The 20,978-nt window shown below is 56.3% G+C and carries 23 protein-coding genes; 17 read left to right on the forward strand and 6 right to left on the reverse strand.

Features of this window, described 5'->3' with window-relative positions; translation table 11 throughout:
• Window positions 1-4: 4 nt before the first annotated feature.
• Complete coding sequence (locus IDM49_RS02500) at window positions 5-1,768, reverse strand: bifunctional 3'-5' exonuclease/DNA polymerase (RefSeq protein ID WP_190724914.1); 1,764 nt, start codon at window positions 1,766-1,768, stop codon at window positions 5-7.
• Window positions 1,769-1,909: 141 nt separating this feature from the next.
• Between IDM49_RS02500 and IDM49_RS02505 the strand changes: the two genes are divergently transcribed.
• From IDM49_RS02505 to IDM49_RS02530, 6 genes are all read left to right on the forward strand, one after another.
• Window positions 1,910-3,343 carry a CpaF family protein gene (locus IDM49_RS02505; protein ID WP_193836670.1) on the forward strand — a complete coding sequence of 478 codons (1,434 nt, stop codon included), beginning with the start codon at window positions 1,910-1,912 and terminating at the stop codon, window positions 3,341-3,343.
• On the forward strand, window positions 3,340-4,074 hold the full coding sequence (locus IDM49_RS02510) for a hypothetical protein (RefSeq protein WP_190724916.1): 735 nt from the start codon (window positions 3,340-3,342) through the stop codon (window positions 4,072-4,074). The genes IDM49_RS02505 and IDM49_RS02510 overlap by 4 nt, the downstream gene beginning before the upstream one ends.
• A gap of 3 nt (window positions 4,075-4,077) precedes the next feature.
• The gene (locus IDM49_RS02515) at window positions 4,078-4,659 is read left to right on the forward strand and encodes a type II secretion system F family protein (protein ID WP_190724917.1); all 582 of its coding nucleotides are present in this window, start codon (window positions 4,078-4,080) and stop codon (window positions 4,657-4,659) included.
• Between the two features lie 200 nt (window positions 4,660-4,859).
• On the forward strand, window positions 4,860-5,117 hold the full coding sequence (locus IDM49_RS02520; protein WP_168614833.1) for a DUF4244 domain-containing protein: 258 nt from the start codon (window positions 4,860-4,862) through the stop codon (window positions 5,115-5,117).
• A 108-nt stretch (window positions 5,118-5,225) separates the two neighbouring features.
• Window positions 5,226-5,621 (forward strand): TadE family type IV pilus minor pilin, encoded by a 396-nt coding sequence (locus IDM49_RS02525; RefSeq protein ID WP_168614832.1) that lies wholly within the window; start codon window positions 5,226-5,228, stop codon window positions 5,619-5,621.
• Entirely contained in the window at window positions 5,618-5,983 is a 366-nt protein-coding gene (locus IDM49_RS02530; protein ID WP_168614831.1) for an Rv3654c family TadE-like protein, read from the forward strand. The genes IDM49_RS02525 and IDM49_RS02530 overlap by 4 nt, the downstream gene beginning before the upstream one ends.
• Before the next feature lie 21 nt (window positions 5,984-6,004).
• Here IDM49_RS02530 and IDM49_RS02535 read toward each other — a convergent pair whose 3' ends face one another.
• On the reverse strand, window positions 6,005-8,410 hold the full coding sequence (locus IDM49_RS02535; protein ID WP_190724918.1) for a DEAD/DEAH box helicase: 2,406 nt from the start codon (window positions 8,408-8,410) through the stop codon (window positions 6,005-6,007).
• A 67-nt stretch (window positions 8,411-8,477) separates the two neighbouring features.
• On the opposite strand from IDM49_RS02535, the gene IDM49_RS02540 reads away from it, so the two are divergent.
• Complete coding sequence (locus IDM49_RS02540) at window positions 8,478-8,936, forward strand: pyridoxamine 5'-phosphate oxidase family protein (RefSeq protein WP_228008161.1); 459 nt, start codon at window positions 8,478-8,480, stop codon at window positions 8,934-8,936.
• 91 nt (window positions 8,937-9,027) lie between these two features.
• On the opposite strand, the gene IDM49_RS02545 is transcribed toward IDM49_RS02540, so the two are convergent.
• Complete coding sequence (locus tag IDM49_RS02545) at window positions 9,028-9,255, reverse strand: hypothetical protein (protein WP_190724919.1); 228 nt, start codon at window positions 9,253-9,255, stop codon at window positions 9,028-9,030.
• Window positions 9,255-9,836 (reverse strand): phospholipase A2, encoded by a 582-nt coding sequence (locus tag IDM49_RS02550; protein ID WP_190724920.1) that lies wholly within the window; start codon window positions 9,834-9,836, stop codon window positions 9,255-9,257. Before IDM49_RS02550 ends, IDM49_RS02545 begins: the two co-directional genes overlap by 1 nt.
• A 164-nt stretch (window positions 9,837-10,000) precedes the next feature.
• Between IDM49_RS02550 and IDM49_RS02555 the strand changes: the two genes are divergently transcribed.
• The 5 genes from IDM49_RS02555 to trhO all read left to right on the forward strand — a co-directional run bounded on the left by IDM49_RS02555 (window position 10,001) and on the right by trhO (window position 13,487).
• The gene (locus IDM49_RS02555) at window positions 10,001-11,017 is read left to right on the forward strand and encodes an NADP-dependent oxidoreductase (RefSeq protein WP_190724921.1); all 1,017 of its coding nucleotides are present in this window, start codon (window positions 10,001-10,003) and stop codon (window positions 11,015-11,017) included.
• Window positions 11,018-11,216: 199 nt separating this feature from the next.
• Window positions 11,217-11,471: a type II toxin-antitoxin system Phd/YefM family antitoxin gene (locus IDM49_RS02560; RefSeq protein WP_168614825.1), complete on the forward strand. Its 255-nt coding sequence runs from the start codon at window positions 11,217-11,219 to the stop codon at window positions 11,469-11,471.
• Window position 11,472: 1 nt separating this feature from the next.
• Complete coding sequence (locus IDM49_RS02565) at window positions 11,473-11,898, forward strand: type II toxin-antitoxin system VapC family toxin (protein ID WP_168614824.1); 426 nt, start codon at window positions 11,473-11,475, stop codon at window positions 11,896-11,898.
• 115 nt (window positions 11,899-12,013) lie between these two features.
• Window positions 12,014-12,487, forward strand: a complete 474-nt coding sequence (locus tag IDM49_RS02570; RefSeq protein ID WP_190724922.1) for a GyrI-like domain-containing protein — start codon at window positions 12,014-12,016, stop codon at window positions 12,485-12,487.
• Window positions 12,488-12,593: 106 nt separating this feature from the next.
• On the forward strand, window positions 12,594-13,487 hold the full coding sequence (trhO, locus tag IDM49_RS02575) for an oxygen-dependent tRNA uridine(34) hydroxylase TrhO (protein ID WP_190724923.1): 894 nt from the start codon (window positions 12,594-12,596) through the stop codon (window positions 13,485-13,487).
• A 146-nt stretch (window positions 13,488-13,633) separates the two neighbouring features.
• Here the strand turns inward: trhO and IDM49_RS12390 are convergent, their stop codons facing one another.
• A complete protein-coding gene (locus IDM49_RS12390; RefSeq protein WP_265578802.1) occupies window positions 13,634-13,768 on the reverse strand; it encodes a hypothetical protein in 135 nt (44 codons plus the stop codon).
• A 51-nt stretch (window positions 13,769-13,819) separates the two neighbouring features.
• Window positions 13,820-14,311, reverse strand: a complete 492-nt coding sequence (locus IDM49_RS02580; RefSeq protein WP_322745989.1) for a pyrimidine dimer DNA glycosylase/endonuclease V — start codon at window positions 14,309-14,311, stop codon at window positions 13,820-13,822.
• 48 nt (window positions 14,312-14,359) lie between these two features.
• Between IDM49_RS02580 and IDM49_RS02585 the strand changes: the two genes are divergently transcribed.
• The 5 genes from IDM49_RS02585 (at window position 14,360) to IDM49_RS02605 (ending at window position 20,880) form a co-directional block, all read left to right on the forward strand.
• The gene (locus IDM49_RS02585; protein ID WP_190725395.1) at window positions 14,360-16,021 is read left to right on the forward strand and encodes a DUF7059 domain-containing protein; all 1,662 of its coding nucleotides are present in this window, start codon (window positions 14,360-14,362) and stop codon (window positions 16,019-16,021) included.
• 4 nt (window positions 16,022-16,025) lie between these two features.
• Entirely contained in the window at window positions 16,026-16,433 is a 408-nt protein-coding gene (locus IDM49_RS02590) for a pyridoxamine 5'-phosphate oxidase family protein (RefSeq protein ID WP_168614821.1), read from the forward strand.
• A 224-nt stretch (window positions 16,434-16,657) separates the two neighbouring features.
• Window positions 16,658-19,438, forward strand: coding sequence for a type I DNA topoisomerase (topA, locus tag IDM49_RS02595; RefSeq protein ID WP_190724925.1), 2,781 nt, complete (start codon window positions 16,658-16,660; stop codon window positions 19,436-19,438).
• A 137-nt stretch (window positions 19,439-19,575) separates the two neighbouring features.
• The gene (locus tag IDM49_RS02600; protein WP_190724926.1) at window positions 19,576-19,956 is read left to right on the forward strand and encodes a hypothetical protein; all 381 of its coding nucleotides are present in this window, start codon (window positions 19,576-19,578) and stop codon (window positions 19,954-19,956) included.
• 132 nt (window positions 19,957-20,088) lie between these two features.
• Complete coding sequence (locus IDM49_RS02605) at window positions 20,089-20,880, forward strand: sugar phosphate isomerase/epimerase family protein (protein WP_322745990.1); 792 nt, start codon at window positions 20,089-20,091, stop codon at window positions 20,878-20,880.
• The last annotated feature ends 98 nt before the right edge of the window (window positions 20,881-20,978 follow it).

Here is a 20,978-nt window from a genome sequence, read left to right on the forward strand (position 1 = left end):
TACTTTACTTAGCTTTCGCATAGTTATCGGTCACCACGATGCTCACGGGAAAATCCACCGGAATCTCTCCGAAGAGCATACGCGCGGCGGTTTCTGCTGATTCTTTGACGATGCGCTCGCACAGCTTGGTCTCGCGTTCCGGGCCGTAAAGCATGACCTCATCATGTAAAAAGTAGACGAGGTGAGTTTTCAACGGGAACCCAAAAAGTTTTTCGCTCCTTAGGCGCTTGCGAATCTGACCCATCCAACACAGTGCCCACTCCGCGGCGGTTCCCTGCACCACAAAATTGCGGGTAAACCGCCCCTGCGAGCGCGCCAATGTCTTCGCCCGCCGCTCCGCTTCGGCAGTGAACACATCGCGCTGCGTCTCAAACCAGGCGGTATCCGGCGCAGGCGAGGTTCTGCCCAAGTGCGTGATCACCTGCCCGCCGCGCTCACCGATAGCCGCCGCGTCCTCGGTGAACTGCATAGCCTGCGGAAAGAGCTTGCGGAAGTGGGGCAGCAGCTTGCCCGAATCACCTGTGGTCGCGCCGTACATAGCACCGAGCATCACAATTTTTGCCGCAGACCTACTCGCCAGCGGCGAGCCAGTGCGCTCACCAATTTCAGCAATGCCCGCGTACAGGTCGGTTCCACGGGCGGCGATAGCAAGAGCGCGATCCCCGCTCATCGCGGCAAGGATGCGCGGCTCAACCTGCGCCGCGTCGGCGACAATCAGGCGCATACCGTCCTCAGCTTGCACTGCGTGGCGAACGTCCTTGGGAATCTGCATGGCACCGCCGCCGTGCGCACCCCATCTGCCGGTTGCGGCTGTGCCCACCTCGTAGGCGGGGTAGAAACGGTCATTGTGCACCCACGCATCGAGCCATGCCCAGCCGTTGGCGGTGAAGAGCCGGTAGAGCTTCTTATACTCCAGAATAGGGGTGACGATTTCTTCTCGTCGATACCGTTCTTCTTGGTGAGGTGCCTGTTCCACCCAGCTGAGCAACTCCCACTTGCGGGTGGAACCCACGCGCATGCCAGCATTTTGCATGGCTTTGAGCAGGTGCGCAGGAGAATCAGGGTTGAGGTTGGGCGCGCCCAGGCGTTGGCTGATAACAGCCGCTAATTTTTGTAATTCATAGGGACGCTCATAGGCAGCCGGACGAGGGCCAAGCTTTTGCGCCAGCATCGACTCGTGCACGCTCTTGTTCCACGGCATTCCCCAGTGCTTCATCTCAGCGGCAATGAGAGCGCCTTGCGATTCAGCGGCTGCCAGAAGTGAAAGCCGACCGGGCGCAGGCGCGGACGCGATAGCTTGGAGTTGCGCGTGAAGCTCGTCCATGAGTTCGCGGGCTGTAGGGGACTGGTCGTTATTCTCATCGGGGGTCTCGAACAGAGAATCCTGCCCCGGTGCCGGAGCAGAGGGCAGAAGGTGCCCGGCAGGTTCTTCGGATGCTGCTAAGACGACTTGCGGTGTGTAAGACAGCTTATTCTGCGCTCTCGTGGCAGCCGTGCGCAAAATACGCTGCACCAAAAAGAGGTCGTGGCAGCTGGCAACACTCACCCCCGCATCCAACAGCATGGGATAAACATTCTTCGTATGATCCCACGTCCACCGGATAATTTGAGAGCGGTTCTTGCTCATGACCAGCTTGATAAACTCAGGCAGTTGCTCACGCGTAAAACTGCGTTCAGTACCTTGACCGCCGGGTACGTAGGTTATCGCATCCCACTGCTCAGGCGCGTTCGTGCCGTGAGCAGGGCGGGGAGCAATCACAATGTACATACCCTCATTATGGCGGTTTATGACGCACCATGAGAACCATATAACCGCTCAATGTGGACATCTTCGCTGTTTGAGAGCAGTTATCCACAGGTTTGAGAGCACACGGTTGTGTGCCGCTGAAAATCTGGTGCAATGGCAAGCATGAACCATCCCAACGCCACTATCTCACCCGCGTCCTTACCTCGGTTCGATGACGAAGCAGTTGAACCTGATGCCACGACGCGTGCGCAGACCCCACCGACTCTTTTTCAGCTAGCCGGTAAGTACCCGCCGAAATTTTCAACGGGACTCAAAGACAGCGCAAGGTATCAGAGGTCGCCTCAACAACCAGAGGCCTCTGATACTCAACCTGATGAGGACCAGCTGCACACCGCGGAGGTCTTTGACGTTGCTGAACCCCCCGCCGCTTACCGGGCACCATCGAACGAAGTTGATACTGCTGGCATTGCTCGCGCCATCATGGACGCTTCTTTGCTGGCATCGGCGGAGTTCTCCACTGAAAGTTGCGCTCGACTTCTTGAAGAAGAACACGCAGATCTCACACCTGAACAGAAGCATGACGTACAGAAAATAATCGCCGCGCACCTTGAGGGGCTAGGGCCACTAGAACCCCTACTGGAGCTTGACGGGATTACCGACATCTACGTCAACTCACCGGCAGACGTATGGGTGGACGGTAGCTTCGGCATGCACAAAACCGACCTGCAATTCGATCATGAGGACGCGGTGCGCTCGCTGGCAACCCGGCTAGTGACCTCGTGCGGTGCTCGGCTCGATGAATCGGTTCCTGCTAATGACGTTCAGACCGAACGCGGCCAACGCGTCCACGCTGTGCTGCCGCCGGTAGCGGGCGAGAATACCGTGCTCTCTATTCGCGTTCAACCCGCTAGGCGGCTGACGCTCGAACAGTGGTTAGCACACAGCAACCCCCAGCTGATGCCGGTGCTCATCTCAATGATGAAAACCCGCGCTAATTTTGTGATTAGCGGTGGTACTGGCAGTGGCAAAACAACACTCCTCAACGCCCTGTTAGGGTTATGCGCTGAAGAAGAACGACTGGTCACCCTTGAAGATTCACCGGAACTAGCGCCGGCTCACGCACACACTGTAGCTCTCACCAGCCGCGCAGCAAACGCAGAAGGACGCGGCGCCATCACCCTACAAATGCTGATTCAGCAGGCGCTTCGCATGGGCCCGGACCGGCTGATTCTGGGTGAAAGCCGCGGCGCTGAAATTATTGACCTGCTCATGGCAATGAACACCGGACACAGCGGTTCTGGCTCCACCGTGCACGCGAACTCGGCGGATGCGACGCCCGCCCGCATCATCGCGATGGGAGCGTTGGCAGGACTGACACCGCAAGCTACTTCGCTGCAGGCCGCCACCGCCCTGGACTACGTCATTCACTGCCAAAAAGTCGGTGGTCACCGCATCATTACGCAGATTTCACGGTTTGAGCTGAACAACCACGAACTACAAACCGTGCCCTGTTGCAGCGTGAACCCTACGACCGGGCGGCTCAAATGGCACACCGGCGGAATCCACCTGCGCGAAGCAATGGAGCAAGCACTATGACGCGTCAAACCACTAGCAACGGTGTGGGGTTGCTGGCTCAGCTCATCAGGTGGTTGTACACTGTTCGCGACGCCACTCGATACCGCTGGGCTAAGTTGCGCCTCGAACGCACCGCTCACAGCGACGAAATGGAACTCTGGCCCGCCCTGATCTGGCAACTCGCCGCCCTGCTTCGTGCCGGATGCAACGTCCGCACCGCCTTTGAATACCTTGTGGCGGACTACGATTCAGAAATCGATGAGAGACACGATTTTTCAGATCCCTTAGCCGTAGTACGAGCACGCAATGACCAACGGTTGCTCCTTCGCGCCTGCCTCTCACGGCTTCGGGTAGGGCACTCCTTGACAGGTATAGAGCGCAGTTGCACCTTCACACGCGAGCACTCCGCTGACCGAGCGCACCAGTTGTTGGCCTGCTGGCAGATCAGCGATTCTACGGGTGCTGCGCTCGTAACCCTTCTAGAACACTACGCCGCGCACTGCGAGAACGACATGGATGCTTTCGAAGCTCGAACCTCTGCGCTTGCCGGACCTAAAGCAACCGGGAGCATCCTCTCGTGGTTACCCTTACTGGGGCTTGGCCTGGGCGTTCTCATGGGAACGAACCCTCTGGGACTGCTCTTCGGATCAATACCCGGTGCGCTCGTGGGAATTCTCGGAATTGGTCTGGCGCTCTACGGCAGAAAATGGACCACTCGGCTTGTGACCTGCGCCGAGAAAATGGAGCTGTAACCGGTGGATACCCTACTGATTATTTTCTTTAGTTGCTGTTTATGTGCCGCCGGTGCGCTGGTGATGCTGCGGCGTCTGCGACAGCGCGCCGATTCTGAGCCTAAGGGCGCTGCTATGGGGCTGTCGACTGCCGAAAGTGGCTTAGGGCTCGATGCTTCTCTACTGCTAGAACTGATCGCCACTCTGCAAGAAACCGGGTTGTCCCTGAGCGCATCGTTGATGCATCTGGCTGAGGTAGACACCGCGCACAGTGCAGTATTGAAGGCGGTTTCTCAGCGTCTTTCTGCCGGTCTGCCCTGGAAGGACGCGTGGGCGTGGGCGGATGCGACCGCGCTTGATCCTGCCATGGTGCAGCTTAAAGACACGCTGGCTGTGGTGACTGTTGCCGGTGCGCCGAGCGCCGATATTCTCCGTGCGGCAGCCGCTAGGGCGCGTCGCACCGAGTTTCGACGGGCAGAACAATCCGCTGCCAAGCTAGCGGTAAAACTCGTGGTGCCGTTGGGCGTGTGTTCCTTGCCGGCCTTTATCTGTCTGGGGGTTTTGCCGGTACTGATGTCGCTGATACCCACGATGCTCGGGCGGTGACCGAGTGTGGATAACCGGCTTTTTGATGAAGATTGAGGTTGTGGATAGCGAAAATTGTTATCCACAGGCCTCACAAACGGCTGGTTTATCCACAGATTTTGGGTTTTGCTGTACAGCCGTGCGCCACCGGTGCACTCTGGAATTAGCCGCTTCACCCAGCGGCCCCTCACTTACACCAGTCTTATCTTAGGAGAACCACCGTGGGACATTTTCAGAACCTCGAACCAATCTCAGCCCAGCGTTCAGTGCACGATTCAGAGCTCGTTCTTGAAGGGGACGTCGTGGAACACAACGCCTTAGTGCATGATCCGGAGGCAGGCGCGACCACCGCTGAGTACGGCATCGTCATGTTGGCTGCCGTCGGCTTCGCCGGACTGCTCGTTGTGATCTTGAAATCCGACGAAGTACGCGAGCTACTCATGGGCATTGTGCGCAACGCTTTGAGCACCGGTATGTAAAGAAGAATCACCGTGAACCTGAAGCGTGCATCTACCGGCGTTATTTCTTGAAAAGGTAGATGCGCGCTTTAGGTTTTTATACGGATAGCCCGCGAGCAAGGAACCACCATGACCCCTGAAAATACCCGTCTCAACTTCTGCCTATCGTCAGAAGACCACCGCGAAAGCGGTACCACCACCGCAGAGTTCGCGCTCATGCTACCGGCTGTTGTTTTTATTCTCGCCCTGGTGCTCGGCGCCTGTGCCGTGGGCGCCACCCAAATCAAACTCGAAGAATCAGCCCGGCTGGGTGCCCGCGCGGCGGCACGCGGTGAAACAGCAGAAACCGTCAGCAGAATAGCCGGTGACATCGACTCTGATTTTGCCGTGCACGTGATGGATGACGGCACCATGATGACGGTTGTCGCCACCACCCGCGCACCGGGCGTCATCGGAACCCTCGGAAGCATCGAGCAACAGGCACGCGCATCCGTACCTAAAGAGCAAGGAGGCGGTGCTGAATGAGCGAGAACCAGCGCGGCAGCGGAACCATCGTAGTGCTCGGAATTATCGCCGTTCTGCTCATCTTTTTGGGCGTGATCGCAGGACTCATCTCAGTGTCATCGGCTAATCACAGAGCAACCACCGCCGCCGATTTGAGCGCGCTCGCCGCGGCGGACGCCGCACGCGGTTTACGAAGCGGCGACCCCTGCGACGTTGCCGAGCAGGTGGCCACTGCCAATAAAGCACAGCTGGTAGGATGCGCGTCCCCGGCTGAAGATAGCGAAGTCATGGACGTGCGCGTTCAGGTTACTGTGGCAGGGCCGTTCGTCTTTATAGGCCCGGCTGAATCAGTATCAAGGGCGGGACCACCGAACGGTAAGTGATGCTGAAGATTCTGTTGAACACTAGATCGTGGAGTTCAAGGCTCCCGAGTGTATCAACAGCGCCTGAAGCACACGGGCGGCAGCGTCCTTATCCAAAGGCTCGTTACGGTTACCGCACTTGGGGGACTGCACGCAGGATGGGCATCCGCTCTCGCACTCACACGCCTCAATGGTATCTAGGGTTGCCTGCAACCACTTGCGTGCGGCAACAAAACCGCGTTCAGCGCATCCCGAGCCGCCCTGATAGCCGTCATAGACAAAAATGGTGGGCATCTCGGTATCAATGTGCAGTGCCGTTGACAGCCCACCAATATCCCAGCGATCACAGGTAGCAATCAGTGGCAATAGGCCGATGGACGCATGTTCGGCGGCATGAAGCGCACCGGGAAAGTCCTTCTCTTCAACACCGGCGCCGGTCATGACGGTGGGCGGAATCGTAAACCACACAGCACTCGTCATCAGATTCTGCGGTGATAAATCCAGCGGCTCTTCGCCCAGAACTTCTTGCCCAATCAAAGACTTCCGCTGATACGAGACCACCTGGTTACGCACCCGCACCTTACCGTAATGCACGGTCACCGGGCCCCACTGTTCGGATTCTTCCTCAGCCAAAACGCTGACCTCGGTAATATCTCGAGCCTGCGTATAAAAATCAGGAAAAGCGCGAGACACCGCAATCACACCGTTTTCTTCATCCAAATCTTCAACCACAAAGGTTGCGCCCTGGTGCGTATAAATAGCTCCCGGATGAGCCTGTGCATGCGACTGCGCAGCACCCATCGTGCCCACTACCGCACCGCTTTCAACATCAATAATCTGCAGGGGAGAACCACCGCCGCCTCGCAAATCAACCAGGTCAGAAGCACTTTCAGGGTGCGTCCAGAACCAACCCGTAGCGCGCGCTCGTAGGTAACCCTGGGCAACCAGGCGGTCAACGAGGGCGCGTGCAGTCTCACCAAATAGCGCTAGCTCTTCGGTGCGCAGGGGAACCTCGGCAGCCGCAGCGCACAGGTGAGGCGAAAGAATATAGGGGTTGGTGGGATCAAAAACGGTTGCTTCAACACCGTTATCAAAAATGTCTTCCGGGTGGTGCACCAGATAGGTATCAAGCGGATCTTCGGAGGCGATAAACACCGACATGGATTCCTGGCCTGCTCGCCCCGCTCTACCAATTTGCTGGAAGAAGGACGCGCGTGTGCCCGGCCAGCCGCCGACCAGCACCGCGTCCAAGCCCGCAATATCAATACCCAGCTCAAGGGCGTTGGTACTAGCCACAGCCAGTAACTCGCCCGAACGCATACCCTGCTCTAAGGCGCGTCGTTCTTCGGGAAGATAACCCGAGCGATAGGCCTGCACACGGTGTGCAAGCCCCACTTCAACTTCGTCCAAGTATTGACCGGTACGCTGGGCAATAGCCTCAGCCGCGCGTCGTGATTTCACAAAAGCAATGCTGCGGGTGCGATCAACGACTAGGTCAGTCAGCATTTCAGAGGCTTGTTCGATCACGCTCTTGCGCACCGGAGCACCGTTTTCGCCGCCGCTGGCAGGTTTGGCGGCTAACTTATCGTTGACCTTCTCTTTGAGCTCCGGCTCCCACAGAACGACCGTGGACTCGCCGTGCGGTGCAGTATCTTGCGTAATGGCGGTAACGGCTGACTCATCCACGCCGAGAAGCCGGGCAAAAGAAGCGCCGGGTGTTGCCGACGTAGCAGACGCCCCGATAAAGACCGGCTTTGCCCCGTACTGGCGGCACACGCGTCGCAACCTGCGCATCAAGTTAGCCACGTTAGAGCCGAATACCCCGCGGTAACTGTGGGCTTCATCAATAATCACGTATTTGAGTTTGCGTAAGAACGAGCCCCAGCGCGCGTGATTCGGCAGAATACCAAAGTGCAACATGTCAGGGTTGCACAGAATAATGTTGGCGTGATCACGAATCCACCGGCGGGTGACAACGTCCGTGTCGCCGTCGTAGGTTTCAGCGCGAACGGTGGAAAGTCCGAGCGACCGCAGAGACGCGAGCTGGTCAGCAGCCAGTGCCTTGGTGGGGGAGAAGTAGAGAACGGTGGCTTCATTGCGGTCGAATCCCGCACCGGGGTCTAGCTCTCCACGATGCACTGCATCCAATGCAGGAATCTGGTAGGCAAGCGATTTACCCGAGGCCGTACCGGTTGCCACGATGACGTGCTCTTTGCCGCTCGAGTCGTGCGCCGCCTGAGCCGCCTGAACCTGGTGCAGATAGGGCTCATCAATGCCAAGACCTCGAAAAACACCGGCAACATCTTCATGAACCCACTGCGGCCACGGCGTGGTCACAGCATCCCGCGCCGCAATGGTTCGCACGTGAGTTACCTCGGGCGGCACCGAAGAAAATCCGAGGCGGCGCATGAGCTCAAGAAACTGCGGGTCTGAAGAAAAAGAAGCCATGTTCATATTGTGCCTGAGAAACGATAACCCCGTGCATCTGCCATGTGTTCTGGTGCACAATAGAGGTATGAGTATTCCCATGAACATCAGCAAAGACGCTAATGAACACAGCGCCGGCGTACCCGAAAAACCTGTCACCGTGTTGACTGACGATGAGATTTGGGCACTTGCCGAGCACCAGCGCTTTGCCCGCTTGGGCACAGCCGACGAAGGCGTTGTGCACATTACCCCGCTGAATATCGCGGTAGCAGACCGTAAGTTCTATTTTCAGACCGCGCCGGGTTCAAAGCTGACCCAGTTGATCCTCAACGATAAAGCCACCCTGCAGTTCGATAACATCACCGGCGGCGAGGCATACTCGGTGAACGTCTTTGGTACAGCGCGTCTGCTGACAGATACCGCTGACATTGAACGCGCATCCACCCTCGGTATTCGACCCTGGCTCAATACCGTCAAACTGGAATTCGTAGAAATTACACCCGATGAGCTGGTAGGACGCCGGTTTGTACTGGGTACCAACGGCTAGTTAGTCTCTCGCAGGTTGCGAGATGAACTAAAAAATCCCCTGTCACGTGCGCGTTTGAGCAACACATGGCAGGGGAGTTTTTGTTGGTAAGCTACTGACGATTCCGACGCTTTTTAGCACGTTCGTAGAGTGCGAAGCCCGCCCACAGCACGGCAAAAATAACCGTCAGAGCAATCGATAGCAACAAGAGGATTCCGCCGCCGATATTGGGATCTGACGAGCCGAGAACGGTGCCTTCCACATAGATCCACAGGAATAGTCCCAGCGCGATAACACCGCTAAGGCTCGTCAGCAAAGCGAAGACCGAGCTAATTTTCATTAGGCAGCCGAACCTTGACCCTCGTAGAAGCTACCGCCTACGGTACGCACCGCGGTGTAGTAGGTATTAGCTACCACGTTGCAGGTAGAACGCTTGATACCGGTGTAAACGCGGCTACACTCAGCAAGAAGTCCTTGAAGGAAGGTTTTATCGCAGCCAATGCGGTCGGTGGTGCTGAAATCTGAGTAGCACAAATCGTGGGCATCGCAGGTGGGTTTAAAGTTAGCTGACCCAAAGCTGTCGGGTGAGTACGAGCATCCGTTCGGCGCAGAACTTGCATAGGTTGCCACCATGAGCCGAGGCTGGTTGACCGTTTCAACTGCCGCGTTCGGGTTCTGAATAACGGCAACGAGCTGGCTAATTTCTTGGTCTGTCGCCATAGAATCAAGTGCGTTAATCTGCTGACCGGTGAAGTTCTTTTTCAGCACCTTGTACTCGTACGAATTTATCTTTTTGAGCGATGAGACGTTAGAAACGGCAGGGGCAGCTGAGGCGAGGCTGGATGCGCCAAGCGCCATAAACAGGGCGATAAAGAGGCTGATGACAAACTTCGCCGGTTGGTTTTTAGAAAGCAGAGACATGAGTTCCCCTCATAATGGTTGTGGTTGACCGTACAAAAATACACGGGGAACGCATTTTTATATTTAGTTTGCAGGAGCTTTTGGAAAATACACCTTCAGCGGTTGTTGTATGTCAGGTGCGTCACTCAAGAAATATCCGCGGCGGAGGTAGCGTTCTACCTTTTATGAGTGAAAACAAAAGTACACAGATTCAGCTTGTCCGCCGTCCGGCCGGTATGCCCGTAGCCGAGGATTTTCGAACCGTGACCGTTGAGCTTCCCGACCTTGGCGAAAACCAGGTGCGCGTGCGCAACGAGTTCATCTCGGTAGACCCGTACATGCGCGGACGCATGAACGACTCAAAGTCCTACATTCCGCCCTTTGAACTGGGCGAAACCATGCAAGGCTCGGCGGTAGGACGCGTTATCGAAAGCACCTCCCCGGAGTTCAGTGAAGGCGACCTCGTCACCCATTTCTTGGGCTGGCGCGATATCGCGCAGGCAGATGCCCAGGCCTTCACACAGGCGCAGGAACTGGGCGATGTCGCCTCCTCCGTTTACCTCGGCGCACTGGGACTAACCGGCATGACCGCCTACATGGGCTTAATGAAGGTAGCCGAGCTCAAAGAAGGCGACAACGTCTTTATCTCGGGTGCCGCGGGTGCTGTGGGCTCGATGGTCGGCCAAATCGCAAAACTCAAAGGAGCTCGCGAAATTATTGGTTCGGCGGGCGGATCTGAGAAGACAGCTCTTCTCACTCAGCGTTTTGGCTTCACCCAGGGCATTGACTACAAAGCCGCGCCGATTCTCACCCAGCTTGAAGAAGCAGCACCCAACGGCATCGATGTCTACTTCGACAACGTCGGCGGCGACCACCTAGAAGCGGCCCTCAACAGCTTTAACCGTTACGGACGCGCAGCCCTCTGCGGAGCGATTTCGGTCTACAACGAAAAAGACCCCAACAGCATCCCCGGCCCGCGTTTTATGACCAATATTGTGACGCGCTCGCTGAGCATGAAGGGCTTTGTTCTGCAGGACTACCTACAGTTCGCTCAGGAATTCCGCGAAGAAATCGCACCGCACTTTATCTCCGGCGAGATTACCTACGACGAAACCGTGGTTGAAGGGCTTCACAACGCGCTGGACGCTTTCTTCGGCTTGTTCTCGGGCAAAAACACCGGAAAGATGGTCGTAGAAATCTAGCGTTAGTGGCTGGCTTCTCGCGGCTTTCAGCGGTGAACCGCGTCCGCGACGTATCAGCGACCGGGGCTTAAACTTGGTGGTTTAAGCCCCGGTTTTCACGTGCAGCGTGAGCAGGCGCAGTTAGCTGAAGTAATGAAACCTTGCCATCTTGTACCGGCAGGTTGATACTTGTAGGTAAGATCCTACAAAGGAGGTTGGAATGACCACTTTAGTGTCGGCCCGAGAATTCAACCAGGACGTTAGCGCGGCAAAACGTGCGGCGCAAGAAGGACCCGTTGTCGTGACCGATCGAGGTACTCCCGCTTACGTCCTTCTGTCATACGAACAGTACAACAAGCTCACAAAACCTGCGCACGCTGACGGGCACAAGCTCATTGAGGCACTTTCAATGGAAGAGGACATCGACATTGACTTTGCACCGGTGGAAATCACCGTGCAAGACCCGGAATTTTAAGATGTATGTTTTAGATACAAACGTGGTCAGTGAGATCCGCAAACCTGCCTCGAAAATCGACGCCAATGTAAAAGCATGGATTGAAAACCACTATCTGAGCGATTTATACATCACGGCTCTTACAGTATTCGAGGTCGAAATAGGCGTCCGAAGAATGCTCCGCAAAGATCAACAGCAGGGGCAGAAGCTGGAAAAGTGGTACCGGCATCAGCTGCTCCCGATGTTTGACGGAAGGATTCTTCCGTTAGATTCTCGTTCTGCTCAGGTATCAGCGGCTTTCCAGGTTCCAGACCCGCGTCCTGAACGCGACTGCTTTATCGCTGCAATTGCTGTTAATCACCGGATGAAGCTTGTGACGAGAAATGAAAAAGACTTTCACGCTATTGATGTTTCGCTCATTAATCCGTGGAAAATATCGGATGCTTGAGGGTTAGCATTCGTGAACCTATGTGAGGATGAATCGACTAACGGGGCTTAAACTTGGTGGTTTAGGCCCCGGTTTTGTAGTTTGGGTGAAGAAGGACGAAGGGCAGAGACACATTATGGAAACAGCACTAATCGAGTACGGCAATTTTTTGGTCGCGGGCGTGACCGTGAACGCCACCGAGAGCACCGATTTCGCGGCAGTTTGGGACGAGCTTTTGGAGCGTGTAAGCGACGAGCAAAAAACAGCCACCGCCAAACTGCAAAAAGTGGGTGTGCTCATGCCGGACGCTGCCGATGAAGGCTTTACCTACACCGCAGGTTTTATTGTGCAGGGCATCCCTGCCGTGGCGGCTTTGGGCCTCACAGGTGTCGTTGTACCTGCTGCCATGTACGCAACCGTGCTGGTGGAAGGCCCGGCAGCTGACTCCATCAAACCCGGCTTCGAGTACCTGCACTCCACCTTCATTCCGGAGAAGGACGTTACCCCCACCGGCGTCAACCTTGAGGTCTACGGCCCGGGTGACGTCACCGCATCCAACTACCGCATGTACTGCTGGTCTGCCGTAGATGGCGTGGAATCGCCGATCTAAAACGTGGGACGAAGTCACCGTTTTGGGTGTAATTTCCCACCCAAAACGGCGATTTGACCCCAATAAAGTTCAGGGCGGCAACCGGCTGAGAGCTTAGAATAGTTACGTGGCTCTTAACCGAATTGTTTTGTATTACCAGTTTGCTCCGATTTCAGACCCTACCGCAGTGATGCTTTGGCAGCGTGCACTGTGCGAAAAGCTGGGTCTGCGCGGACGCATCATCGTCTCTAAGCACGGCATCAACGGCACCGTCGGTGGCGAGATTGACGCCGTCAAGCAGTACACCAAAGAAACCCGCCAGTACCCCGGCTTCAAGGGTATGGAGTTCAAGTGGTCCGAGGGCGGTGCAGAAGACTTCCCGCGTCTGTCTGTTAAAGCTCGCGACGAAATCGTTGCCTTCGGTGCTCCCGACGAACTGCAGGTGGACGAAAACGGCGTAGTGGGCGGCGGCGTCCACCTCAAGCCCGAAGAAGTGAACAAGCTCGTTGAAGAACGCGGCGACGAGGTCGTCTTCTTTGATGGACGCAACGCGTTTGAGGCGAAGATCGGCAAGTTCAAGAACGCGATTGTTCCGGACGTTCGCACCACCCACGACTTCATTAAAGAAATCGAGTCGGGCAAGTACGACGACCTCAAAGACAAGCCCGTTGTTACTTACTGCACCGGCGGCATCCGCTGCGAGATTCTCTCAGCTCTCATGAAGAACCGCGGCTTCAAAGAGATTTACCAGATTGACGGCGGCATTGTGCGCTACGGCGAAAAGTACGGCGACAAGGAACTCTGGGAAGGCTCACTGTACGTTTTTGATAAGCGTATGCACATGGAGTTCACCCCTGACACCGTGACTATCGGCAAGTGCGAGCAGTGCGGCGCTCCCTCAAATAAGTTTGAGAACTGCGCTAATGAGGACTGCCGAGAGCTGATTCTGCTGTGCCCGGAATGCGCGGCTGACGATTCCAAGCGCGTCTGCCCGGACGGTTGCGCGACGGTAGCAGCCTAACCCGGTAGCTTTCGTACACTCTTTCTTCCTATGTACTGCGACAATCGTTGTGCCCAGGGATAAAGAGTGTACACAAAGTAAAAAGAGCCCCGCAGGTTCCCATACCTGCGGGGCTCTTCTGGCGCTGAGCGCGAAGACGCTTAGCCTTAAATCTCAGCTAGCTCAGCCTTGAGCTTACCGATGATTTCCTCGACGATTGCGGGATCTGCGCCTGCGTCCAGGCGTCCCTGCCATTCGTCGATGGATTGCTGAATCTCTGCACTCTTTTGTTCGTTAGCCATGGTTAAAATCTTCACATATTTGGGGTGCTAAGTACTAACCAGTCACAAAGATTACTTAGTAATGTTTTTGACGTGTTCCCACTCTTCAATGTCGCCGGGAATAACATAAAACAGCGGGTGAGCTTCAGGACGCGCGTCCTTGGCAAAGTGCGTAGCGAACCATTTTTCGTCGCGGGCTTCTACCTTCTGGCGTAGAAAGTCGAACTCGTAGTCGAGCTGTCCCTGCGTCACAGGCATGAGAGCTTCAACCGTTTTAGGCCTGGAACTTACGATGCGGGTGCGGTCAAAGTTGTAGCCGCGGGAGTCCGCCTCATCGGCAATGATATGTAGGTAGGTGGCTACTGCTTGCACGGGATCAGCGCACAGGCGAAAACGTTTGAGCTGCGGGTGATTGGTGTACCCCTTCGTCAGGCCCTGTAGAACCTTTTGTGCAAGGAGTGTCTCGCGCCAGCAGGCAACAAGGCCTTTGGCGTCGAGCTGGGAGGGGTGAACAGACCAAATTCTCATAGGTTCAGTGTAGAGGGTCAGCATGACCAATGGCACGGGGCGCCGCCCTCTGTGAACCGCACCTTTTCAGCCCGGTTTTGTACCATGGATGCTGTGTTTGATTTTTCTTCTGTACCTAACGCCCCGAAAAGCTGCGATATTGATGCGTTGAGCCGGTTACGCGAGGCCTTGCGCGCCGTGAACTTTACCTACGACGGTGTTAAGCAACTTCTCGGCGAACGTGCGTTCGAGGCGATGGCTCGCGATATGGTGGTGCCCGGCACCTACCGTTTGCGTCAGATTCAAGAGTCTGACGCGTCCGCTGAGCAGAAGAACCTTGCAACCGTGGTGGCGTTCTTTTTGCTGGCGCATAGCGTGAGCGAGAAAAACCTTAATACTGCTTTGCACCCCGTTACTTTCGCAGGCCTCAAAGACTTGGGGCTGGCTGAGAGCCACGAGGGGCTGGTACGTGCCACCGTCGACCTTCGTCCACATTCAGCTGATGATGGCACCGAGCTGTGGGTGGCATCCGATCTCGGCGCGCACCAGCGTCCCGGTGTGTTGCGCAAGGACCATGTGCTGGGCATCGGTCACGCATCCTTAACCCTGGCTCAGATTACCGAGCGCACCGCCGTACAAAAGGCACTGGACCTCGGTACCGGTTGCGGTATTCAGACCTTCCACCTGCTGGCGCACGCGCAGCACGTGACTGCCACTGATATTTCTGAGCGTGCATTGGCCTTTACCCGCTTCAACCTGGTGCTGAACGCGCCGACTCTCGACATCAATCCGCAGAATCTGGACGCCCGCGTCAGCTTGCGTCTGGGAAGCCTGCTTGAGCCCGTTGCGGGTGAAAAGTTTGACCTTGTGATCTCTAACCCGCCTTTTGTGATTACCCCGCGCAAGAGCGAGGAAACCCCGGCTGACCAGTACACCTACCGCGACGGCGGTATGGCTGGTGACGGTATAGTCTCAACCTTGGTTCAGCAGCTTCCGACCGTGCTCAACGAGGGTGGACGCGCGCAGATGCTGGGTAACTGGGAGATTCCGGTGGACGGTGAGAGCTGGGCAGACCGCCCGCGTCAGTGGGTAGGGGAGAACACCGAAGCGTGGTTTATTCAGCGCGAAGTACTCACCCCCGAGCAGTACGCTGAAACCTGGCTCAAGGACGCCAGTGAGAACCGCGATCCGCAGCTTTTTGAGAGCGCCTACATGGACTACCTCAGGGACTTCAGCGCACGCGGTGTGGACTCCATTGGCTTCGGTATGATTTGGCTGCGCAAACCGACCGCCGCCGCGCTGGATGCTCACCGTCAGAACCCGCACGCACAGGTTCTGTTGCAACGCTTTGAAGAAATCACCTACCCCGTTCAGCAGCCGTTGGCGCCTTTTATGACGCAGGCAGTGGCGCGTCATGACGCCCTGGCGCAGCTCGACGACTCAGAGCTGGCATCCTTGTACCTGACCGCGGCTGAAGACGTCACCGAAGAACGCCACGCGGAACCCGGAGCTGAACACCCCAGCGTCATTATTCTGCGCCAGGGAGCGGGACTGCGACGCACTGTCGTCGAAACCAGTGAAACCAGCGGCTTTGTCAGTGCCTGCGACGGTGAACTCGCCGCCGGGCAAATTATCAATGCGCTCGCGTCCATTCTGGAGTGGGATGAACTCCCGGCAGACCAGAACCCAAAATTCGCTTTGTTACTGCATATTCGTGAGCTGGTGCGAGACGGATTCTTGGTCTTTGATGAGGACGAAATAAACTAGGCGCATGAGTACACACCTAACCGAAATGACTACCGAGCAGTGCTGGGAATTTTTGCACCATAACCAGCAGCACTACGGACGCATAGCCCTCAGCATTGGGGCTGAGGTCGATATCTACCCCGTGAGCTACGTAATTGCGGATGGCAAAATCTTCTTCAGAACTTCGGAGCAAGTAAAGTTTGCCTCTGTGACTATCAGCCGCAAAGCTGCCTTTGAAGTAGATGAGGTGGTTGACGGTGTAGCCCGCTGCGTTGTTGTCAAAGGCACCGCCAGCTGGATTAGTCCCGAGGACGCCGCAGAGCGGGCTGATATCGCGCAGCTTGCTACCGACGCATCCGGCGCCGCCACCAACTGGGTAGAAATCGCACCCGAACGAGTGCGCGGTAGCCAATTCGCCGTTGTCTCTCATTAGAGAACCTGACACCGAAATATAGCGAATACTTTCTGAGGACTATCAATGCCTCGATACTGCACCGAGAGTACAAGTTTTCTGTGTGTCTCAGCTCAGTTTGGTAGAACAGTGAGCGTAACTTACTTCTTTCTGGGCTATTGTGGTGAAGTAGTAGAGACACGATAGTATATTTCACCTATCGCAGTACCCCTCCAGATTTAAGCACAGACCGCACAAGGAGCAACGTGCCCACCAAGGCTAAGACTAATCATGGCAAGTCCCTGCTGATTGTAGAGTCACCGTCTAAGGTGAAAACTATCAGCGGCTACCTCGGCGATGCCTACGAGGTTGAGTCATCGATGGGTCATATTCGAGATCTTCCTCAGCCGTCGGAGTTACCTGAGGAACTCAAGAAGTCACCCGTGGGTAAGTTCGCGGTTGACCTTGAGAATGATTTTGAGCCTTACTACGTTGTCAACACTGACAAAAAGAAGAAGGTTACCGAGCTCAAGCGCAAGCTCAAAGAGGCTGATGCTCTCTATCTGGCAACCGATGGTGACCGCGAGGGTGAAGCTATCGCGTGGCACCTGCTTGAGGTGCTCAAACCCAAGGTGCCGGTGTATCGTCTGACCTTCCCCGAAATTACGCGTGAGGCTATTGAGCGTGCTTTCGGCGAGTTGCGTGAAATCGACAGCAACATGGTTAATGCGCAGGAGACCCGCCGCGTGCTGGATCGCCTGTACGGTTACGAGATTTCGCCGGTACTCTGGCGTAAGGTGTCTCGCGGTCTGTCGGCAGGACGCGTGCAGTCAGTTGCTACTCGCCTGGTCGTGGAGCGTGAGCGTGAGCGTATGGCTTTCACCAGCGCTAACTACTGGAATCTTTCTGGACTTTTCACCACCGGCTCCAACGAATCTTTCACCGCTAAGCTCTCAGCTGTCGATGGTGTTCGCGTAGCTTCGGGTAAAGACTTTGCTGATAACGGTCAGCTCAAATCATCGGCTAAGGTCGCGCACCTGGATGAAGCTGCAGCTACCTCTTTGGCATCCGGACTAGAGAACGCAACCTTCAGCGTCCGCTCCGTTGAGACCAAGCCTTACACCCGCCGCCCGGCTGCTCCTTTCACCACCTCGACCCTGCAGCAGGAAGCGGCACGTAAACTCCGTTTCTCGTCGCGTTCCACCATGCAGGTAGCGCAGCGCCTCTACGAAAACGGTTACATCACCTATATGCGTACCGATTCGGTTGCACTGTCAAACCAGGCAATCAACGCAGCGCGCAAGCAGGCAAACGAGCTCTACGGCGCTGACTTTGTGCCCGATAAGCCCCGCGTGTACGCATCCAAGTCTAAGAACGCTCAGGAAGCTCACGAAGCAATCCGCCCCGCGGGTGACTCCTTCCGCACACCCTCTGCCGTAAAGTCCGCGCTCAGCGCCGATGAGTTCCGCCTCTACGAGCTGATCTGGAAGCGCACCGTGGCATCACAGATGGCAGATGCTAAGGGCTCCACCGCGTCCATCAAACTCGGTGGTACTTCAACCGACGGACGCGACGCTGAATTCAGCGCATCCGGTACCGTGATTACCTTCCGCGGCTTCTTGGCTGCCTACGAAGAAGGCACCGATGCGGGACGCTGGGACGAAAACGCAAAGAAGAGCGAAGCCAAGGACGGCGACAAGCGTCTGCCTCAGATGGCTGAAGGGGATCAGCTCACCGGCACCGATATTGAGGCCGCCTCGCACCAGACCACACCTCCGCCGCGCTACACCGAAGCATCGCTGGTCAAGGTTCTCGATGAGCTGGGCATCGGCCGCCCCTCAACCTACGCGGCAACCATCTCAACCATCATGGACCGCGGCTACGTGAACGTCCGCGGTGGCGCTCTCGTGCCCTCATGGACGGCCTTCTCGGTGGTCCGTCTGCTCGAAGAACACTTTGAAAAGTACGTTGACTACGAGTTCACCGCAGCCATGGAAGAAGACCTCGACCGCATCGCACGCGGTGAACAGGCACGCACCACCTGGCTCTCTGACTTCTACTTCGGTGGCAATGAAAAGCGCGGTCTCAAGTCCATCGTCGATAACCTGGGCGATATTGACGCGCGCGCCATCAACTCCATCGAGATAGCTCCCGGTGTTAACCTCCGCGTCGGCAAGTTCGGCCCCTACCTTGAAACCGGCGGCGGTGTTGACACCGAAACCGGCGAAATCACCGACCCCATCCGCGCCAACGTCCCCGCTGACTTGGCACCCGATGAACTCACCGCAGAGATGGCCGCTGAGCTCATCGAAAAGGGCAAGAACGACGGACGCGAACTCGGCGTAGACCCCGAAACCGGACACACCATCGTCGCGCGTGACGGCCGTTTTGGCCCCTACGTCACCGAAGTCATCCCCGAGATGACCGAGGAAGAAATCCAGGCGTGGATGGACGCGCAGCCCACCGAGTACTACAAGAACGGTCGCGCGAAGCCCAAGAAGAAGCCCAAGCCCGAGAAGCCTCGCACCTCGTCCCTGTTCAAGTCCATGGACCTGGCAACCGTCTCCCTGGAGCAGGCGCTGCAGCTGATGACTCTGCCGCGTGTCGTAGGCAAGGACGAAGAAGGCACCGAAATCACCGCGCAGAACGGTCGCTTTGGTCCCTACCTGAAGAAGGGTACCGACTCGCGCTCGCTGGAGACCGAGGAGCAGATCTTCTCGATTACTCAGGAGCAGGCGTTGGAGATTTACGCGCAGCCTAAGCAACGTGGACGCGGTACCGCTAAGCCACCGCTGGCTGAATTCGGCATTGACCCGGTGTCCGAGAAGAAGATTGTGGTCAAGGACGGTCGTTTTGGTCCCTACATCACGGACGGCACCACCAATATCACCGTGCCGCGTAGCGAGACCATTGAGTCGCTGACGCACGAACGCGCGGTGGAGTTGCTGGCAGAAAAGCGCGCCAAGGGGCCGGTTAAGCGTAAGACGGCGGCGAAAAAGCCTGCTGCTAAGAAGACTACGGCTAAGAAACCGGCCGCCAAGAAGTAGCCTACTAACCTCTAGCGTTTTGCTCATCTGCTGGGACTTTAAGTCCTTGCGGTGAGCGGAACTCTAGGGGTTTCGTGCACTTGCGCCCGTCACCAGTGCTATGGTAAAGACACACATCAAAGACGATGGGAGCCACCATGAAAACCACACCGCAGAACATCCCGGCTCACGAAAGCCACCCGGTAGCTACTGAAAACGCGCATCCGGACGCGGTCACTCACTCAGAGCCAGCGGCACGTGAGTCGCGCTTTAGCTGGCGTATGCACGACGAGCTGCCGATCCCGTCCATGACGGCGCTACTGCTACTCACCATCGGTATTGGGCTCGCTATTCACACGCATACCTCCATGTACAAAAGCATGGCGTCCACCATCATTCTGCTCATTATCAGCCTCGGTGCGCTCATCTCGAGCCGCCTGGCAAAGAACTACTGGCTGGTGTACTTCAGCGTTGTACTGGCAGCAACCGCGCTATACCCAATTTTTGTTCTCATTTTCGGTAGCCCACGCTTCTTCTAAACCTGACACTCAACGCGCCAAATACCCTGTAAATTCAGGGTTTTTGGCGCGTTCGCGCGTCCTACCGCCAAACATTCAGGTAAACCCTATAGCGTTGAAATAACAGTCAAGCGTAGATACACAAGTGAGGCGATGATGAGCGAGAAACATCAGATTCCTGTGGGACTATCAACGTCATGCATTTTTCCGCCCAATGTGGAGAGCACCTTTGCGACCGCCGTAAACCTAGGGTACGACAGCATTGAGCTGATGATTACCGGTAACGCGCTGAGCCAAGAACCGCATGATCTGCTGCAACTGGTACAGAAATATCAGATGCCAATCTCATCCATTCACGCCCCAACTCTTCTGCTGACCCAGCAGGTGTGGGGACGCGCGTGGAACAAGATGCAGATGGCAGCAAAAATGACCAAAGCGGTGGGTGCTGACGTTATTGTGGCGCATCCGCCTTTCCGCTGGCAGCGTCAGTACGCCAAAAACTTTGTGGACGGTGTGCGCGAAATCAGCCACCAAGAAGGCGTAAAAATCGCGGTGGAAAATATGTACCCGTGGGAGGCAGCGGGCAAGAGCGTTGAGATGTACCTGCCGCACTGGGATCCCACGCGCTTTGACTACGAATGGATCACCTGGGACTTCTCGCATGCGGCGGCTGCGCACGTGGATTCCTATGAGTACATCAAAAAAATTGGCTCTAGGCTGGGCCATGTTCACCTCACCGACGGCATGGGTGAGAAAGTCATGGACGAGCACCTACTCCCCGGGCACGGACGTCAGCGGGTAGCCGAAAGCCTGCAGTACCTTGCCGAAACTCAGTGGGACGGTGTGGTCTGCGCCGAAATTGACACCAAAGGCAAGAAAACCGGCGAGCGAGACGAAATGCTTCTTGAAACACTTCAGTTCGCTCACCGGCATCTTGGAAGATAAGTTGCACATCTTATCTTTATCATCAATCACTCGCACCTATGGAGGTAAATCCCATGAGGTACTTCAAGCATAAGCACGATTGTTTTGAGGCTTCTCAA

Source organism: Rothia terrae (genome assembly GCF_014705925.2).
GTDB classification, from domain to species: Bacteria; Actinomycetota; Actinomycetes; order Actinomycetales; family Micrococcaceae; genus Rothia; species Rothia terrae.

Excerpts from the sequence above, each read along its gene's own strand:
- IDM49_RS02530 (WP_168614831.1), top strand. The coding sequence starts at position 5,618 with ATGAGCGAGAACCAGCGCGGCAGCGGAACCATCGTAGTGCTCGGAATT.
- IDM49_RS02510 (WP_190724916.1), top strand. The coding sequence starts at position 3,340 with ATGACGCGTCAAACCACTAGCAACGGTGTGGGGTTGCTGGCTCAGCTC.
- IDM49_RS02560 (WP_168614825.1), top strand. The coding sequence starts at position 11,217 with ATGACCACTTTAGTGTCGGCCCGAGAATTCAACCAGGACGTTAGCGCG.
- IDM49_RS02585 (WP_190725395.1), top strand. The coding sequence starts at position 14,360 with ATGGATGCTGTGTTTGATTTTTCTTCTGTACCTAACGCCCCGAAAAGC.
- IDM49_RS02540 (WP_228008161.1), top strand. The coding sequence starts at position 8,478 with ATGAGTATTCCCATGAACATCAGCAAAGACGCTAATGAACACAGCGCC.
- IDM49_RS02590 (WP_168614821.1), top strand. The coding sequence starts at position 16,026 with ATGAGTACACACCTAACCGAAATGACTACCGAGCAGTGCTGGGAATTT.
- IDM49_RS02600 (WP_190724926.1), top strand. The coding sequence starts at position 19,576 with ATGAAAACCACACCGCAGAACATCCCGGCTCACGAAAGCCACCCGGTA.
- IDM49_RS12390 (WP_265578802.1), bottom strand. The coding sequence starts at position 13,768 with ATGGCTAACGAACAAAAGAGTGCAGAGATTCAGCAATCCATCGACGAA.
- IDM49_RS02555 (WP_190724921.1), top strand. The coding sequence starts at position 10,001 with ATGAGTGAAAACAAAAGTACACAGATTCAGCTTGTCCGCCGTCCGGCC.
- IDM49_RS02525 (WP_168614832.1), top strand. The coding sequence starts at position 5,226 with ATGACCCCTGAAAATACCCGTCTCAACTTCTGCCTATCGTCAGAAGAC.
- IDM49_RS02570 (WP_190724922.1), top strand. The coding sequence starts at position 12,014 with ATGGAAACAGCACTAATCGAGTACGGCAATTTTTTGGTCGCGGGCGTG.
- IDM49_RS02565 (WP_168614824.1), top strand. The coding sequence starts at position 11,473 with ATGTATGTTTTAGATACAAACGTGGTCAGTGAGATCCGCAAACCTGCC.
- IDM49_RS02505 (WP_193836670.1), top strand. The coding sequence starts at position 1,910 with ATGAACCATCCCAACGCCACTATCTCACCCGCGTCCTTACCTCGGTTC.
- IDM49_RS02500 (WP_190724914.1), bottom strand. The coding sequence starts at position 1,768 with ATGTACATTGTGATTGCTCCCCGCCCTGCTCACGGCACGAACGCGCCT.
- IDM49_RS02550 (WP_190724920.1), bottom strand. The coding sequence starts at position 9,836 with ATGTCTCTGCTTTCTAAAAACCAACCGGCGAAGTTTGTCATCAGCCTC.
- IDM49_RS02545 (WP_190724919.1), bottom strand. The coding sequence starts at position 9,255 with ATGAAAATTAGCTCGGTCTTCGCTTTGCTGACGAGCCTTAGCGGTGTT.
- IDM49_RS02535 (WP_190724918.1), bottom strand. The coding sequence starts at position 8,410 with ATGGCTTCTTTTTCTTCAGACCCGCAGTTTCTTGAGCTCATGCGCCGC.
- IDM49_RS02605 (WP_322745990.1), top strand. The coding sequence starts at position 20,089 with ATGATGAGCGAGAAACATCAGATTCCTGTGGGACTATCAACGTCATGC.